The following is a 14,302-nucleotide window of genomic DNA, read 5'->3' as shown; positions in this document are numbered from 1 at the left end:
TCGTTGATTATTCCTATTTCGCTAATAGGAAACGAAAATCCTTTAACTTCTAAAGAAAATTAGGCAAAAATTCTAAAAAAACGTTTTTTTGTGTCTTTATAACTAGTAAAAAGGCTGTGTTCAATAATAAGCCAGCAATCAACAAAGTCATATAATAGAGCTAATAAAAAAGTAACCAACAAAATAGTTGTTGGTTACTGTTGTGAAGTCGTATAAGGTTCTATATGAATGATTGCATATTTAACATTATGTTGCGATAGTAAGTTTTGTTCGACTTTGACCGTGATTTCATGGCTTTCTATAACCGTTAAAAGCGGGTTTACATGAATGGTTGCTTCAACAAGAATTTCGTTTCCATGCATACGAGCTTTAATTTCGCTCATTTCCTTAACGCCTTCTGTTTTTGAAATGGTCACTCCAATTTTTTGTAATAACTCTTCATCAAAGCCATCGGTTAAGGAGTGGGAAGCGTCTAGGAAAATCTCGACAGCTGTTTTACAAATAATAATTCCGACAACGATAGCAGCGACTCCATCGAGCCATGCGATGCCGATATAGGTTCCTAAAATTCCAACTAAAGCACCTACACTAACGAGTGCATCCGATCGATTATCTTGTGCAACCGCATAAATAGAAGCGCTGTTTATTTTTCGACTAAGCGCTACATTATAACGATAAATACCGTACATAAACGCCGCGGAGAATAATGCTGTAATCGCTGTCAATGTGCTTGGTGATTGTGTGTCTTCTGTGAAAAAATCTTCAATAGCACCGGTAATGACATCAATACCGACCGTAATCATGATAAAAGCAGCGATTAAAGAAGCGATTGTTTCTGCACGCAAATGGCCATATGCATGATTTTTATCTGGCGGGATTTTTGAAATTTTTAATCCGATTAATACGGCAACCGAAGCGACAATATCGGTCGCATTATTTAATCCATCAGCCCATAAGCCTTTGGAGTGACCAAAATAGCCCACCGTTAATTTCAGCGATGCTAAAAATATGTAAGCGATGATACTAATATAGGCCCCTCTTTCAGCTGAAATAGAATTTTGATCTGTATCCATGATTGTACCCCCATTGCAAACTTGCGTATTAACGATATCAAATGAAACCGTAGTGGGTCTATAGAAACAATGTCTCCCTCATCCATTTAAATTGTATCTTTGCATTTGTATTGATGGGCTAAAAATAAGTTGGTCACAGCTAAAAATACATCCTTAATTAGGAAGGAAGAAAAGATTAGTACTTGTTTTATGAATAAACTAGTAGTATATTCTAACCTAGGATAAAAATTAAATACGTCCACAAGGGGAGCCAAAGAGGCTGAGAGTGAGCGAATGAGTTCTGACCCTATGAACCTGTTAGTTAATGCTAGCGTAGGGATGTGGTTTTGGATATAAAGCAATACGGGCCATCCATTACCGTCCTAGTATTGCTTTTTTATTTGGAAAAAAGCAATACGGGTAGCTCATCACGCTTCTCTAAATAGGAGAAGGAGGAAGTATAATGAATAATAAAACACTATTTTTAGTGGAAGTAGCGATTTTTGCTGCTTTGGCATTGCTGCTTGATTTTGTATCAGGTGCGATTATGGGAAGGTTTTGGCCGCAAGGAGGTTCTATTTCCCTTGCGATGGTTCCTGTTTTTCTAATGGCCTTTCGTTGGGGAGTTAAAGGCGGAGTCCTTACTGGAGTTTTATTAGGAGGATTGCAAATTATAACGGGAGCCATTCCGTATCATTTTGCTTCATGGATTATAGATTATTTCTTAGCTTTTGGAGTCGTAGGGTTCGCTGGTGTATATGTGAATAAGGTAAATGTAAGCTTAAGGGAAGGAAACTATTCGAAAGCTAACTTTTACATTATAAGCGGAGTGTTGTTAGGAAGCTTTTTACGATTTTTATGTCATTTTGCTTCTGGTATTATTCTTTATGGAGAGTATGCGCCGCCGGGCCAACCAGTCGCGCTTTACTCGCTCGTTTATAATGGTACGTATATGCTAGGATGCTTTGTACTATCTGCTATTATCGTGGTGATGCTTTATTCAACGGCAAGAAATGTATTAATGAGAAAAGCGTATTAAATCTTCAGTCGGATCTGTTATAGGTCCGGCTTTTTCTATCGTTTAATTTCTAAGTGTTAGTGAATATGGTTGTTCCATTTGATTTGCGGCTTAAATGGGCTGCAAATTAATCTATGAAAAAAGCTGAGCAAGTATTAAAGTCTCTCACTCAGCTTGGTATGAAAAAATCATATCGATATTGTTGACTATCCAGGGTGCTTAAAAGCTTTTAATACACTTTATCACCGTTAAAGATAGAGTTCTTAACGATAACGTAATCTACATTGCGGATTGCTTCTAACTTATTTCCACCTGCATAAGAGATAGAGGATTGAAGATCTTGCTCCATTTCTGTTAATGTATCTTGCAAAGAACCTTTGTGCTCGACGAACATTTTCTTGCCTTCTACGTTTTTCTTTTCGCCTTTTTGAAATTCTGAAGCGGAACCAAAGTATTCTTTATAGAGTTTTCCATCTTTCTCAAACGTTTCTCCTGGTGATTCTTCATGTCCAGCAAATAATGAACCAATCATGACCATAGTTGCACCAAATCTAATCGATTTAGCGATATCGCCATGTGTACGAATTCCTCCGTCAGCAATAATCGGCTTGCTTGCTGCCTTTGCACACCAACGTAGTGCAGCTAATTGCCAACCACCTGTTCCAAATCCGGTTTTAATTTTTGTAATACATACCTTTCCTGGCCCGATGCCTACTTTTGTCGCATCCGCACCAGCATGCTCTAATTCTCTTACTGCTTCTGGAGTGCCTACATTTCCAGCAATCACAAAACTATCAGGTAAGTATTTTTTAATATGTTGAATCATCTCTATTACTGCATTCGAATGACCGTGTGCAATATCGATTGTAATGTATTCAGGCACAAGCTGTTCCTCTGCTAATTGTTGGATAAATTCATACTCTTCATCTTTAACTCCAACGCTAATCGATGCGATTAATCCACGTGATTGCATATCTTTAATAAAGGATACTCGCTTCTCTGGTTCGAAGCGATGCATCACATAAAAGTAGCCATTTTCTGCTAAGTAAATAGCAATCTTTTCATCTATAATAGTCTGCATATTGGCAGGTACTACAGGTAACTTAAATGTATGTTTCCCTAAAGTTACTGTTGTATCACATTCAGAACGGCTTTGTACTATACATCTTGCCGGAATTAATTGGATATCTTCATAATCAAACACATTATCCATGTTTTACACCTCTAAATACGAATATTTAATTACTTCTAAATAAAAAATGTTCGCCCAATGGGTAATTTACATCATTATTATCAGTTTGTCAAAGCTTTTTATACTATAAGATTTCGCTTAGTGTTTTTCTGATTTTAAAAATTTTTTTAAAATCGAGTGAACGAAATTGGAAAGCAAAACGTCATAATAATAAATCGAAGCGGCGGAGGGAGGGAGAGCATGGAAGAAAGAGAGTGGGTTGCTGCTGCAAAAAAGGGAGATGAATACGCGTTAGCTCAGTTGTTTCAACAAAATTATTCGTTTCTTGTTCATTATTTAATTAAGTTAACATATAGCCTTGAGCAGGCAGAAGATTTAGCACAAGATACGATGGCAAAAGCGATTGAACATGTAGCGAAGTTTAATGGAAAATCGAAGTTTTCAACATGGCTGATCTCCATTGCCACACGCTTATATATTGATCAAAAACGAAGGCAAAAACGAGAACAATCGTGGCAAAAGCAGGAGCAAGCGTTAAGGATGATTCGGTGGCAGGCACAATCTGTTAATGAAGATTGGCACATGATGTTAGAGTCATTAGGAAAGTTAAAGGATGATTTTCGAATCCCCATTTTGCTAAAACATTACTATGGGTATTCGTACGAAGAAATTGCCGCTATGCTGCAAATAGCAGAAGGAACGGTAAAGTCCCGTGTTCATAAAGGAATTCAAATGGTGAGAAAGGAGTTAAATGAAGATGACAAAGGACAATATCCCGTCGGAAAAACAGTCGAGCAAAACTGAAGCAGAGTTTGTACAATCTATGAATCATAGTTTTGAAAAATTAGAGCAATCCTTTTCATTTACAACTCCAGATGTCAATTTTTTTGAACAAAAAATTGCAGAACAAAAAAAGCAAATACGGAAAAAATGGCGCCAGGATCTTCTCCTGTTTAGTACGATAGCGATCATTATCCTTAGCCTTATGTTTACAGCGTTTTTTCAACAACCCTATGTATTTGTCTTTTTACAAGTTATGACTGTCATTTCTTTAGTTGGATATACAGGGTATGAATTTAGGAAGGGAAAGGAGCGGGTACGTCATGAGTAAAGTCGATTTATATATACTGCCTATAGTTGCCCTGCTGCTGCTCATTCAAAGTATTTATTTGTTTACGGACGCTAGAAAAAATGGAATGAACTATTGGTTTTGGGGCATTATTGGGTTAATTCAAACACCTATGCCGCTTATCTTTTATTTATTAGTTAAACGTTCGCGAAAAAAAGAGGAGGATGAACTAAATGATTATCGTGACTACTGATTTTGTACCGGGAAAAGAAATTACAGAATTAAAGGGATTTGTTCGAGGGAACTGTGTCCAATCTAAACATATTGGAAAGGACATTCTAGCAGGGCTTAGAACGATTGTTGGTGGTGAAATTGACGAATATACAGAAATGATGACGGAGGCAAGACAAAAGGCAATTGGCAGAATGGTAGAGGATGCGAAAGAGAAAGGAGCTAATGCGATTATTGCGGTCCGTTTAGAAACGTCGGCTATTATGCAAAATGCGTGTGAAATTATTGCATATGGTACGGCGGTTTATGTGGAATAGGCATTCTTTATGAAGCTTGAAAGGGTGAAGGCATATGGAAACATTTGATTTTATGTTAATTTTGCCATTAGTCATGCTGCAGCTTATTTTAATTATTATTACTTTACTAGATGTAGCGAAACGGGACGTATCGACTTTACAAGGAGAAAGTAAACTCATTTGGGTATTGGTAATTTTGTTTATTAATGTAATCGGTCCAATTATGTATTTAGTAATTGGAAGGAAAAAAGGGTAGATGGGGGAATTTTTTTATGATTTATTGTAAAGATTTAGTGAAAACTTTTCAATCATCAACCGCTGTGAAAGGCATTAATTTAGATATCAATCAATTTGGTTGTTTCGGTTTTTTAGGGGGAAATGGTGCGGGTAAAACGACAACCTTAAGAATGCTCGCGGGACTCGCTAAACCAACATCTGGCGAAATAAAAGTAGCAGGTGTTGATGTTGTGAAAGAAAAAGATAAGATTGCTAATCTTCTTGGATATCTTCCACAGCATCCTGCTTTCTTTGAACATATGACTGGAAAACAGTGGATGTATTGGGTTGGAGAATTATTTGGTTTGTCTAAAGAAGTAATTGCAGAGCGAACAGAATCATTATTAAAAGATTGTGGAATATGGGAAGCACGGAATCGGAAAATTGGAGAATATAGTGGAGGAATGAAACAACGCCTCGGTTTGGCTCAAGCGTTAATTAATCAACCGAAAGTACTTATTTTAGATGAACCTGTTTCGGCTTTAGACCCTGTTGGACGCTATGAAGTATTACAGATGATTTCAAAATTAAAGCGAGATATGACGATTTTTATGTCTAGTCATATTCTAGAAGATGTCGAAAAAGTGGCGGATCATATTACGGTTATTGATAAAGGGAACATTCTGATTACGTCGAGTTTAGAAGAATTAAAAAATAGGTATTCACACCCGATTATTACATTTGAACTGTTAGAGACGAATCATAAGTTTCTTCATATTTTAAATAATCAAGAGTGGATTGAAACGGTTCGAATGAACCTTAATGAATACCAAGTGACAGTAAAAGAATTAGAGATGTCTAAAAGACAGTTACCAAAACTTATTACGAATCAAAATTTGACGTTAATTAACTATCGAATTGAAACTGCGTCATTAGAGGATATTTATTTAAGGTTGGTGAGTTAATGTGCCTGTGTTTTATACGTTATTAAAAAAAGAAATGAATGAATTAGTAAGCTCACATAAATTGTTAATTGTACCAATTGTATCGATTATTCTGATGATTACGTATCCAATTTCAATCAAGCTTCTTCCTACCTTGTTAGAGAGGGAATTACCAAAAGGGGCTACTGTAGATATACCGATGCCTACTGCACATGAAATTATGGCGAATGTCTTTTTGAATTTTGAAACGATGGGTGTATTAATTCTTATTCTTATTTCGATGGGAACCATTTCTGGTGAAAGGGATAAAGCGATTGCACCGATGGTTTTAGTCAAGCCAGTCGGTCGAAATGTCTACTTTCTATCTAAATGGTTCACTTATTCCTTATTAGCTAGTGTAAGCTTTTTAATTGGAATGACAATAACAAGTTATTATACGAATTATCTTTTTGAGGAAAAACTAATTTGGGAAGACATTGCTCTGGGCACCTTGTTGTATCTACCTATTTTATTATTTGTTATTACGCTTTCAATCTTTTTTTCTTCTTTTGTAAAAAATTCTGTATCAGGTGGTTTGCTTGCGTTTGTTACGTATCTTGTGATTACAAAAGTTCCTCAATATTTGCATGATTCGCTTCAATCTATTTCACCTTATAATCTGATACAAAATGCAAATCAAGTAATAAATGGAGATTCGTATGAAATTATGGTTCCTTTGTTTAGCACCTTATGTCTAATTTCCGTTTTGTTGTTGTTAGGCACATATGTATTTAGAAAACAGGAAATTTAAGATTATAATGAGATATTTTTATATTTAAAATAGGTATTTGTGCATATTCCTTTTGGTTTATTTATAAATTTTATATAATTTTACCATATACAACTAGGAGGAATGACATGAGTATTTGCAATTTTTCAGCTAGAAGAATGAATGGACAGGAAGTATCTTTAGAGAAATTATAGAGGAAAGGTACTAGTCATTGTAAATACTGCTAGTAAATGTGGATTTACTCCGCAATATGAGGATTTACAATCACCAAGTTTTTAATCGACCGCGACGGAAATGTGGTAAAGCGATTTGAATCAACGGATAGCCCCCTTGATATGGAAGAGGATATTGAAAAGTTATTATAAGCGGAAAAAACAAAGACTGTCGAAAGCTCGACAGTCGTCTGTTTATTTCTCAAATAAATTAAAGATTCCTTTTACAACGCTTCCTTCGTCAGAAGAACCGCCATTATGCGGCATTGCTGCAAAAACACGGCTTGATAGACGGCTGAATGGAAGGGATTGAATCCACACTTTACCAGGGCCGCGCAATGTAGCGAAGAACAAGCCTTCACCGCCGAACAAGGCTGTTTTCACTCCTTTAACAAATTCAATATCATAATTCACACCGCTCGTCATAGCGACTAAGCAGCCTGTATCAACACGCAGCATTTCGCCCGGAGCAAGTTGTTTTTCGTGAATAGTGCCCCCTGCATGAACGAAGGCCATGCCATCGCCTTCAAGCTTTTGCATAATAAACCCTTCACCACCGAAGAATCCTGCCCCAAGCTTACGCTGAAACTCAATACCAATTGAAACTCCTTTGGCCGCAGCAAGGAAGGAGTCCTTTTGACAAATAATTTTGCCGCCTAGTTCACTTAAATCCATTGGAATGATTTTTCCTGGATAAGGAGAAGCGAATGATACATGGCTTTTTCCCGTTCCTTCGTTTGTAAAAGTCGTCATAAACAAACTTTCCCCGGTTAGGATACGTTTACCCGCACCAAACAGTTTGCCCATGATTCCACTACTTCCCGCTGATCCATCACCAAACACGGTTTCCATCTTAATGTTACCATCCATCATCATAAAGCTTCCGGCTTCGGCAACGACTGTTTCTTTCGGATCTAATTCTACTTCAACAAATTGCATATCATCGCCAAAAATTTTGTAATCAATTTCATGATTATTCATCCGACTACCTCCATTTTTATACGTCTTCTTTCATTGTAAAAGAGGTTGAATAAATGTGCGAATGTTTTTTACAAAAATTGCTTTTTTAAGTGGTGGCTCTACCGGCAGGGGTTTCACTCATCACTCTGATGAAGGACATTCCCTGGCTGGATTCCTAGAATGATATCCTTCATGACTTCGTGGACAGTCTCATTTTTATTGTATTGGGGAGAGCGAGTAGGAGACCAAAACTAACAACGTCCTATAACAGAAGCAAGAAGATAAACATAAACTACATTGTTCTTCAAGCTTTCAAAAGTGCTTTGCCAAAAAAATAAGATACGAATATAATTAAGCTTGGAAAGGGGCTAAACGGTTAAAGTGTGATTACATAAATGCTTGAAAGAAGTGTGAAAACGAAAAAAGTTTGAAACGAGGACATTAAAATGAGTACAAGCAAAAAGCAAAAAACCAATAAACTTAAAATGGTTTTACGCGCATTAATGGTTATTATTGGGGCCTTTACAACAGCCTATGGGCTAGAAGCGGTATTAATCCCAAACAACGTATCAGACGGTGGTGTGACAGGTCTAAGTATCGTTGGTTCACAATTAATTGGATTACCTTTGGGACTTCTAATTGCAGTACTGAATATTCCATTCGTATTTTTAGGATATAAACAAATTGGGAAAAGCTTTGCTATTTATTCGGTTATCGGTATTGCTTCACTAGCAGTCGGCACTATTCTTATGCATCATGTACCAACCATTATTCAAGGTGATACATTGTTAGTGACCGTTGTGGGTGGTATTATCATCGGTTTTGGAATGGGGCTAGCATTACGAAATGGCGGTGCATTAGATGGAATTGATATGTTAGCCGTATTACTTTCTCGAAAATTACCTTTTGGAACAAGTGATCTTATCTTATTCTTAAATATATTTGTCTTTATTGTTGTTTCAACGGTATTCGGTCTTCAAGGGGCTATCTTATCGGCAATCGCTTACTTTATTGCCTCTAAAGTCATTCACATCGTTGAAGAAGGTTTAAGCGGTTCTAAAACCTTTAACATTATTACAAATCAACCTGAATTAATGGTAGAGACAATTCGTGATCGCTTAGGTCGCGGGGCAACGTATAAACTGGCTGAGGGCGGCTATTCAAACGAACAATTTAAAGAAATCACTTGTGTGATTAACCGTTTAGAAGAAAGCAAAATGAAAGAAATCATTCGTGAAATTGACCCAAGTGCCTTTGTTACGGTATATGACGTAGCAGAAGTTAAGGGAGGAAACTTCAAAAAGCAGGATATTCATTAATTACAAACGTGAAAATAGAACAACTAAAGTCATTAACGTGACGCTGTTACATATATGAATGGATGAAAAGGGACTTGCTGCGGCAAGTCCCTTTTTTATTATTAGAGATGCATAGGTTCATAAAATTAGTGAGTGTTAACAAAATATTTATTGATTTAAGATAGATATATCTAGATAAAAATAAATATGATAATTGTCGATTTAAGCGAAGAGGCTGTCCTGAAGTAACAGCCTCTTGCTATTATTATGGTGTTTTTTGTGTTCTGCATTTTAACGTAGTGAACTTCTTCTATTCACTTTTTTTACCAGATGCTCGTTCTTCTTTTAATTTAAAATACGTATCTAAAGCTTGCTGGCCGATTCGTTTATTAATGTCGTCAGAGCCGCCGCTTTGATAGGCCCAAGGTACAACGATAGACATAGCGATTTCTGGATTATTATGAGGAGCATAACCAACGAGTGTTAAATTAGTCGTTGGTACTAGCCCGCTGAACTCATTTTTACGAGGTCCGTCATAGAAAGCTTCTGCTGTTCCTGTTTTAGCAGCTGGTCTATATGATTTTCCCATGAAATACTTAGCAGCTGTTCCACCAGCCTCTTGAGCCACTTGGCGGAAGCCTTCTTGTACACGGTCCATCCATGCTTCTTGGCCGTTCAAATCATTTAATACTTTCGGCTGAATTTGTTGAAAGACCGGTCCAATTGTTTCTTCATTACTAGGCTCATGAATTTCTTTCACGATTTGCGGCTGAAGACGCTTTCCACCGTTTGCAATCGTGGAAACATATTGAGCTAATTGCATCGGAGTATAGGTATCGTATTGTCCGATCGATAAGTCTAGTAATAAACCAGGAAGAGTATCTGGTCCTCTTGATCCAGGTGTTTCGTTTGGAAGGTCGATTCCCGTTCGTACGCCAAGTCCGAATTGGGCATAATGATTTCGCATAACGGAAAAGGCATTTGGATTTATTCTTAGAGCTTGACCTGGAACATAGTTTCCACCGCCAATTTTAATCGCTGTTTGGAACATGTATACGTTGGATGATTTCTTTAAAGCTGTAACATCACTGACAGGACCTAAATTGGCATAGGAACCTTTTAACGTTCTGCCAATACGCATCTTTGTATCATAGAATGTTGTTCCTGGAGAAATGGCTCCTAGCTGAAAGCCTGTGTAGACGGTTGCTCCTTTGACAGATGACCCCATCGTATAGGACGTTGTAATATTTCCTAGTGCAAAGTCTTTAATTTCCATGGCTCCAGTTTCGCTGTTTCGTACATATTGCTTTCCTGCCATTGTTAATACTTCTCCTGTATTCGGGTCCATCAACACAACGAATGCTCGATCTAGTAAGTATGTATTTCCTTTTGCTTTTGTTCTTCGTAATTCTGTTTCAATAATTTCTTCAACAGCTAATTGCAGCTCCATATCGATGGTTAAAACTAAGTCTTTGCCTCGTTCTCCTTCGGAAAGTGGTTTTGTATCGACGACTTCTCCTTGTCGTAATACGGCTTCCATCTTCGCTTTCTTCCCATGAAGAATATCTTCATATTGCTTCTCTAGATAACTAAGCCCAACACGATCGTTACGGCTGTATCCCCGTGCTAAGTAATAGTCGATATTGTCGCGTGGGAGACCTTCGTCAGAAGAAGATACTTTCCCAATAACAGAGCGCAATGTTTCGTCATAAGGATAGTCTCTTTCCCAATCTGTTGTAACACCTACGCCAGGCAGGGAGTCTAGTCGTTCACTCACTCTTGCGAATTCTTGCTCTGTTACGTCTTTATTTTTCACAATAGAAGGGGTGAGAGCGTAGCCGCTGTTGAATTCACGGAAAATAGCTAATACTTCCAGCTCTTCATCTGTGAATTTATCCAACTCCGTTTCTTTAATTCTCTCTAACTGAAGTTTATATAAATCTTTTTCTTCTAATTTATGGTTTTTAACTAGCTCTAAATCTTTATCAGTAATGAGAGCTTCTGCTTCTTTCGGATGTGTTAAAAGCCAAAAATCTTTTTTATCCCGTTCCGTAATTTTTTCCGTATCTTGCTCAACTAATGTAGCAAGCTTCTCTGCTGTTTCAAGCATTTCATTTGATTTAGTATTCGGATACTTCGTATAAGTAATCGCTTTAAGCGGTTTATTATCCACAATTGGATTGAAGTATCGGTCATACATTTTGCCGCGAGGAACCGGTGTGCTAATAGTATCATTTTCCGTTCGTTCAACTTCGCGTAAATATTCATCACCGTATACAATTTGTACGACTCCAAGCTTGATGATTAAACCAGAAAATAATAAAAAAACGATAAAAAATAGAAAATTTAATCGAAGAGAGACGGTTCTCCTTTTTTTCTTTTTCTTTTTCCCTTTATTCAATATTCATCATTCCTTACAAATATCGTTAGTTCCATGATATAGAAAATTCACTTTTATTTCTATGGTTTTGCAAAAATTACAGGAGTTTTACAATAAGTCAGTTTAGAAGAGAAAAAGCTTGAGTGTGCTTAAGTCTCTTTTTAAAAATGAATCGACGCAATAAATGGGTATATAAAACTATTAAAAAGTAAGGGATTTGTATTAATCTGTATATTAAGTAGGGGAGATAAAGTTAATTGAGTCATAAGTACTATTTTTGCTTCAGTAACAAATAATCGCTAGGATATATGAATTATCCTAGCGATTATCAATTATTGTGCAGTTATCGTGTGGCTTGCTTGGATCTTTTGCAGCGCTTGTTCAAAGTCTTGAATTAAATCATCAGCATTTTCTAATCCAACGGAAATTCGAAGTAAGCTATTAGTAATGCCGCGTTTTTCACGTTCATCAGCAGGCATAGCCGCATGAGACATTTTTACAGGATAAGATAGAATCGTTTCAACGGCCCCTAAGCTCACTGCAAAAACAGGTAATTGTACGTGATTGACAAATGTTCGGAGTGCTTCTTCATTTTCTAGTTCAAATGAAAGAACCGCGCCAGCTCCGCTTGCTTGATTATGTTGAATGTCGTATTGCGGATGATCAGCTAACCCTGGGTAATAGACGCTCTTAACAAGTGGATGCTGATTTAAATATTCCGCTATTTTTTGAGCTCCTTTTTGAGAATGCTCCATCCGTACAGACAATGTTTTTAACCCTCGCATTACTAGCCAAGCATCTTGTACGCCAAGTACTGCTCCGAATGCATTTTGAAGTGTGCCAAGTCTAGCGGCTAGCTCGGGATCTTTCACAACAGCAAGTCCTGCTACAACATCGCTATGTCCAGATAGGAACTTCGTTGCACTATGCAGTACAATGTCGGCACCTAGTTGAAGTGGTTTTTGTAAAGCTGGAGTTAAGAATGTATTGTCTACATACGTTAAGGCTCCAATTTCTTTAGCGAAATCACAAATTTGTTTAATATCAGTTACTTTAAGAGTTGGGTTTGATGGTGTTTCCATATAAATAGCTTTCGTATTCGGTCGAACCGCTGCTTTCACGCTTTCAAAATCTGTCATGTCGACAAATGTATGGTCAATGTTAAAGCGGTTTAACACCGTTGTGACCATTCGGAATGTTCCGCCGTATACATCTTCTGTAATGACGATATGGTCACCTGCCGATAATAATAGGAAGGCTGTTGAGATGGCTGCCATTCCTGATGCGAAAGCAAACCCATGTGTTCCATCTTCTAGTTCAGCAATAATCGTTTCTAATGCTTCACGAGTCGGATTTAGACTGCGGCTGTAATCGTATTTACCAAATTGATCAACGTCAAATTGATGGAACGTAGATGCGTGCTGAATCGGAACGCTAACGGCACCAGTTAATGGATCTACTTTATGTTCATTATGAAGCAAGCGTGTTTCAAAGCTAAATTGTTCCCTGTTTTTCATCATAATACCTCCTGTTTTACACGAGCAAAAGCTTGTTCTAGGTCTTGAGTTAAATCGTTATAATCTTCAATGCCAACAGAGAAGCGCAGCAGTCGATTACATACGCCAGTTGCGAGTCGCGTTTCTAACGGAATATCAGCATGTGTTTGCGTTGCAGGGTACGTAATGAAACTTTCGACTCCGCCAAGGCTTTCAGCGAAACAAATTAATTGTAAAGATTGTAAGAATGGATTAACGGCCTTTTCATCGATAATGCGGAAGGAAAGCATGCCGCCTTTTCCTGGGTAAAGTACATCTGTAACGCATTCATGATTTGTTAAGTATTCAGCAAGTGCTTTAGCATTTTGTTCATGTTGTTTCATGCGCAGAGCTAAAGTCTTCATTCCGCGCATAAGAAGCCAAGAATCGAATGGGCTCAATACAGCGCCGTATCCATTATGGTGGAACGCTAACGCGTCACATAATTCTGTTCCTTTTGCGACAATCAATCCCGCTAGTACATCATTATGTCCGCCCAAATATTTCGTTGCACTGTGAATGACAATATCAGCACCTTCTGAAATCGGTTGTTGAAGGAGTGGGGTATAGAATGTGTTATCCACAATTAATATTAAGTTATATTTCTTAGCAATGTCGGCAACAGCTCGAATATCTGTTTCCTGCATAAGGGGATTTGTTGGGGTTTCTAGAAAGATGGCTTTTGTTTGCGGCGTAATTGCACCTTCAATTTCACTCAAACAACAAGTATCTACATATTTACAGCCTAAGCCCCATTTTTTAAACCCTTGTTCTAAAAGGCGGTACGTTCCACCGTATAAATCGCCGCTAACAATCCATTCATCGCCTGATTCAAATAAAGCTAAGATTGTCGCAATGGCTGCCATACCTGAACTGCAAGCAAAGCCTCGATCGCCGGATTCAAGATCAGCGATTGCTTGTTCAAGAATTTGGCGGGTTGGATTTCCAGTACGAGTATAGTCAAATCCAGTTGATTGCCCAATTCCTTCATGTCGATAAGCAGTTGAGAAATAGACAGGAGGGTTGACTGTTCCTGTAGTTGTTTCGCTTCTATTTCCAATTTGAGCAAGATATGTTTCCTTTTTATACATCACCATCACGGCTCCTTTAAAGATACGAAATAAAAAAAG

Annotated in this window: 15 protein-coding genes, 1 pseudogene and 1 riboswitch; of the genes and pseudogenes, 10 read left to right on the top strand and 6 right to left on the bottom strand. The window is 37.6% G+C overall.

Translation table 11 applies throughout. The annotated features are described in order from the left end of the window. Nucleotides 1–194: 194 nt before the first annotated feature. Nucleotides 195–1,073 carry a cation diffusion facilitator family transporter gene (locus V7068_RS00670; RefSeq protein ID WP_499710477.1) on the bottom strand — a complete coding sequence of 293 codons (879 nt, stop codon included), beginning with the start codon at nt 1,071–1,073 and terminating at the stop codon, nt 195–197. Nucleotides 1,074–1,306: 233 nt separating this feature from the next. Beyond that, nucleotides 1,307–1,409: riboswitch (TPP riboswitch) on the top strand. Nucleotides 1,410–1,515: 106 nt separating this feature from the next. On the opposite strand from V7068_RS00670, the gene thiT reads away from it, so the two are divergent. Beyond that, on the top strand, nt 1,516–2,091 hold the full coding sequence (gene thiT, locus V7068_RS00665) for an energy-coupled thiamine transporter ThiT (protein WP_499710476.1): 576 nt from the start codon (nt 1,516–1,518) through the stop codon (nt 2,089–2,091). Between the two features lie 208 nt (nt 2,092–2,299). On the opposite strand, the gene guaC is transcribed toward thiT, so the two are convergent. Continuing rightward, nucleotides 2,300–3,283, bottom strand: a complete 984-nt coding sequence (guaC, locus tag V7068_RS00660) for a GMP reductase (RefSeq protein WP_375349406.1) — start codon at nt 3,281–3,283, stop codon at nt 2,300–2,302. Between the two features lie 219 nt (nt 3,284–3,502). Here guaC and sigY point away from each other — a divergent pair, with 219 nt between their 5' ends. From sigY to V7068_RS00620, 8 genes and pseudogenes are all read left to right on the top strand, one after another. Next, complete coding sequence (gene sigY, locus V7068_RS00655) at nt 3,503–4,066, top strand: RNA polymerase sigma factor SigY (RefSeq protein ID WP_499710475.1); 564 nt, start codon at nt 3,503–3,505, stop codon at nt 4,064–4,066. Further along, nucleotides 4,020–4,373, top strand: a complete 354-nt coding sequence (locus tag V7068_RS00650; protein ID WP_499710474.1) for a YxlC family protein — start codon at nt 4,020–4,022, stop codon at nt 4,371–4,373. Before sigY ends, V7068_RS00650 begins: the two co-directional genes overlap by 47 nt. Next, a complete protein-coding gene (locus V7068_RS00645) occupies nt 4,366–4,584 on the top strand; it encodes a sigmaY antisigma factor component (RefSeq protein ID WP_252293168.1) in 219 nt (72 codons plus the stop codon). The genes V7068_RS00650 and V7068_RS00645 overlap by 8 nt, the downstream gene beginning before the upstream one ends. Beyond that, a complete protein-coding gene (locus V7068_RS00640; RefSeq protein ID WP_499710473.1) occupies nt 4,565–4,879 on the top strand; it encodes a YbjQ family protein in 315 nt (104 codons plus the stop codon). Before V7068_RS00645 ends, V7068_RS00640 begins: the two co-directional genes overlap by 20 nt. A gap of 34 nt (nt 4,880–4,913) precedes the next feature. Then, the gene (locus V7068_RS00635) at nt 4,914–5,114 is read left to right on the top strand and encodes a PLD nuclease N-terminal domain-containing protein (RefSeq protein WP_499710472.1); all 201 of its coding nucleotides are present in this window, start codon (nt 4,914–4,916) and stop codon (nt 5,112–5,114) included. A gap of 16 nt (nt 5,115–5,130) precedes the next feature. Then, the gene (locus V7068_RS00630; protein WP_499710471.1) at nt 5,131–6,039 is read left to right on the top strand and encodes an ABC transporter ATP-binding protein; all 909 of its coding nucleotides are present in this window, start codon (nt 5,131–5,133) and stop codon (nt 6,037–6,039) included. Nucleotide 6,040: 1 nt separating this feature from the next. Beyond that, nucleotides 6,041–6,808, top strand: a complete 768-nt coding sequence (locus V7068_RS00625) for an ABC transporter permease (protein WP_499710470.1) — start codon at nt 6,041–6,043, stop codon at nt 6,806–6,808. Between the two features lie 107 nt (nt 6,809–6,915). Further along, nucleotides 6,916–7,051: pseudogene (locus V7068_RS00620) on the top strand (glutathione peroxidase); the annotation flags it as partial. 143 nt (nt 7,052–7,194) lie between these two features. On the opposite strand, the gene V7068_RS00615 reads toward V7068_RS00620, so the two are convergent. Continuing rightward, nucleotides 7,195–7,980, bottom strand: coding sequence for a TIGR00266 family protein (locus V7068_RS00615; protein ID WP_499710469.1), 786 nt, complete (start codon nt 7,978–7,980; stop codon nt 7,195–7,197). Nucleotides 7,981–8,405: 425 nt separating this feature from the next. On the opposite strand from V7068_RS00615, the gene V7068_RS00610 reads away from it, so the two are divergent. Continuing rightward, nucleotides 8,406–9,278, top strand: coding sequence for a YitT family protein (locus V7068_RS00610; protein ID WP_499710467.1), 873 nt, complete (start codon nt 8,406–8,408; stop codon nt 9,276–9,278). A gap of 289 nt (nt 9,279–9,567) precedes the next feature. On the opposite strand, the gene V7068_RS00605 is transcribed toward V7068_RS00610, so the two are convergent. The 3 genes from V7068_RS00605 to V7068_RS00595 form a co-directional block, all read right to left on the bottom strand. Next, nucleotides 9,568–11,661: a peptidoglycan D,D-transpeptidase FtsI family protein gene (locus V7068_RS00605; protein ID WP_499710519.1), complete on the bottom strand. Its 2,094-nt coding sequence runs from the start codon at nt 11,659–11,661 to the stop codon at nt 9,568–9,570. A 308-nt stretch (nt 11,662–11,969) separates the two neighbouring features. Further along, the gene (gene metC / locus V7068_RS00600; RefSeq protein WP_499710466.1) at nt 11,970–13,154 is read right to left on the bottom strand and encodes a cystathionine beta-lyase; all 1,185 of its coding nucleotides are present in this window, start codon (nt 13,152–13,154) and stop codon (nt 11,970–11,972) included. Beyond that, nucleotides 13,154–14,263, bottom strand: a complete 1,110-nt coding sequence (locus tag V7068_RS00595; protein ID WP_499710518.1) for a methionine biosynthesis PLP-dependent protein — start codon at nt 14,261–14,263, stop codon at nt 13,154–13,156. The genes metC and V7068_RS00595 overlap by 1 nt, the downstream gene beginning before the upstream one ends. Nucleotides 14,264–14,302 lie beyond the last annotated feature (39 nt).

This window comes from Bacillus sp. JJ634, from assembly GCF_036962285.1.
GTDB lineage: Bacteria > Bacillota > Bacilli > Bacillales > DSM-1321 > Peribacillus > Peribacillus asahii_A.
This window is presented reverse-complemented; position numbering and strand designations above follow the sequence as displayed.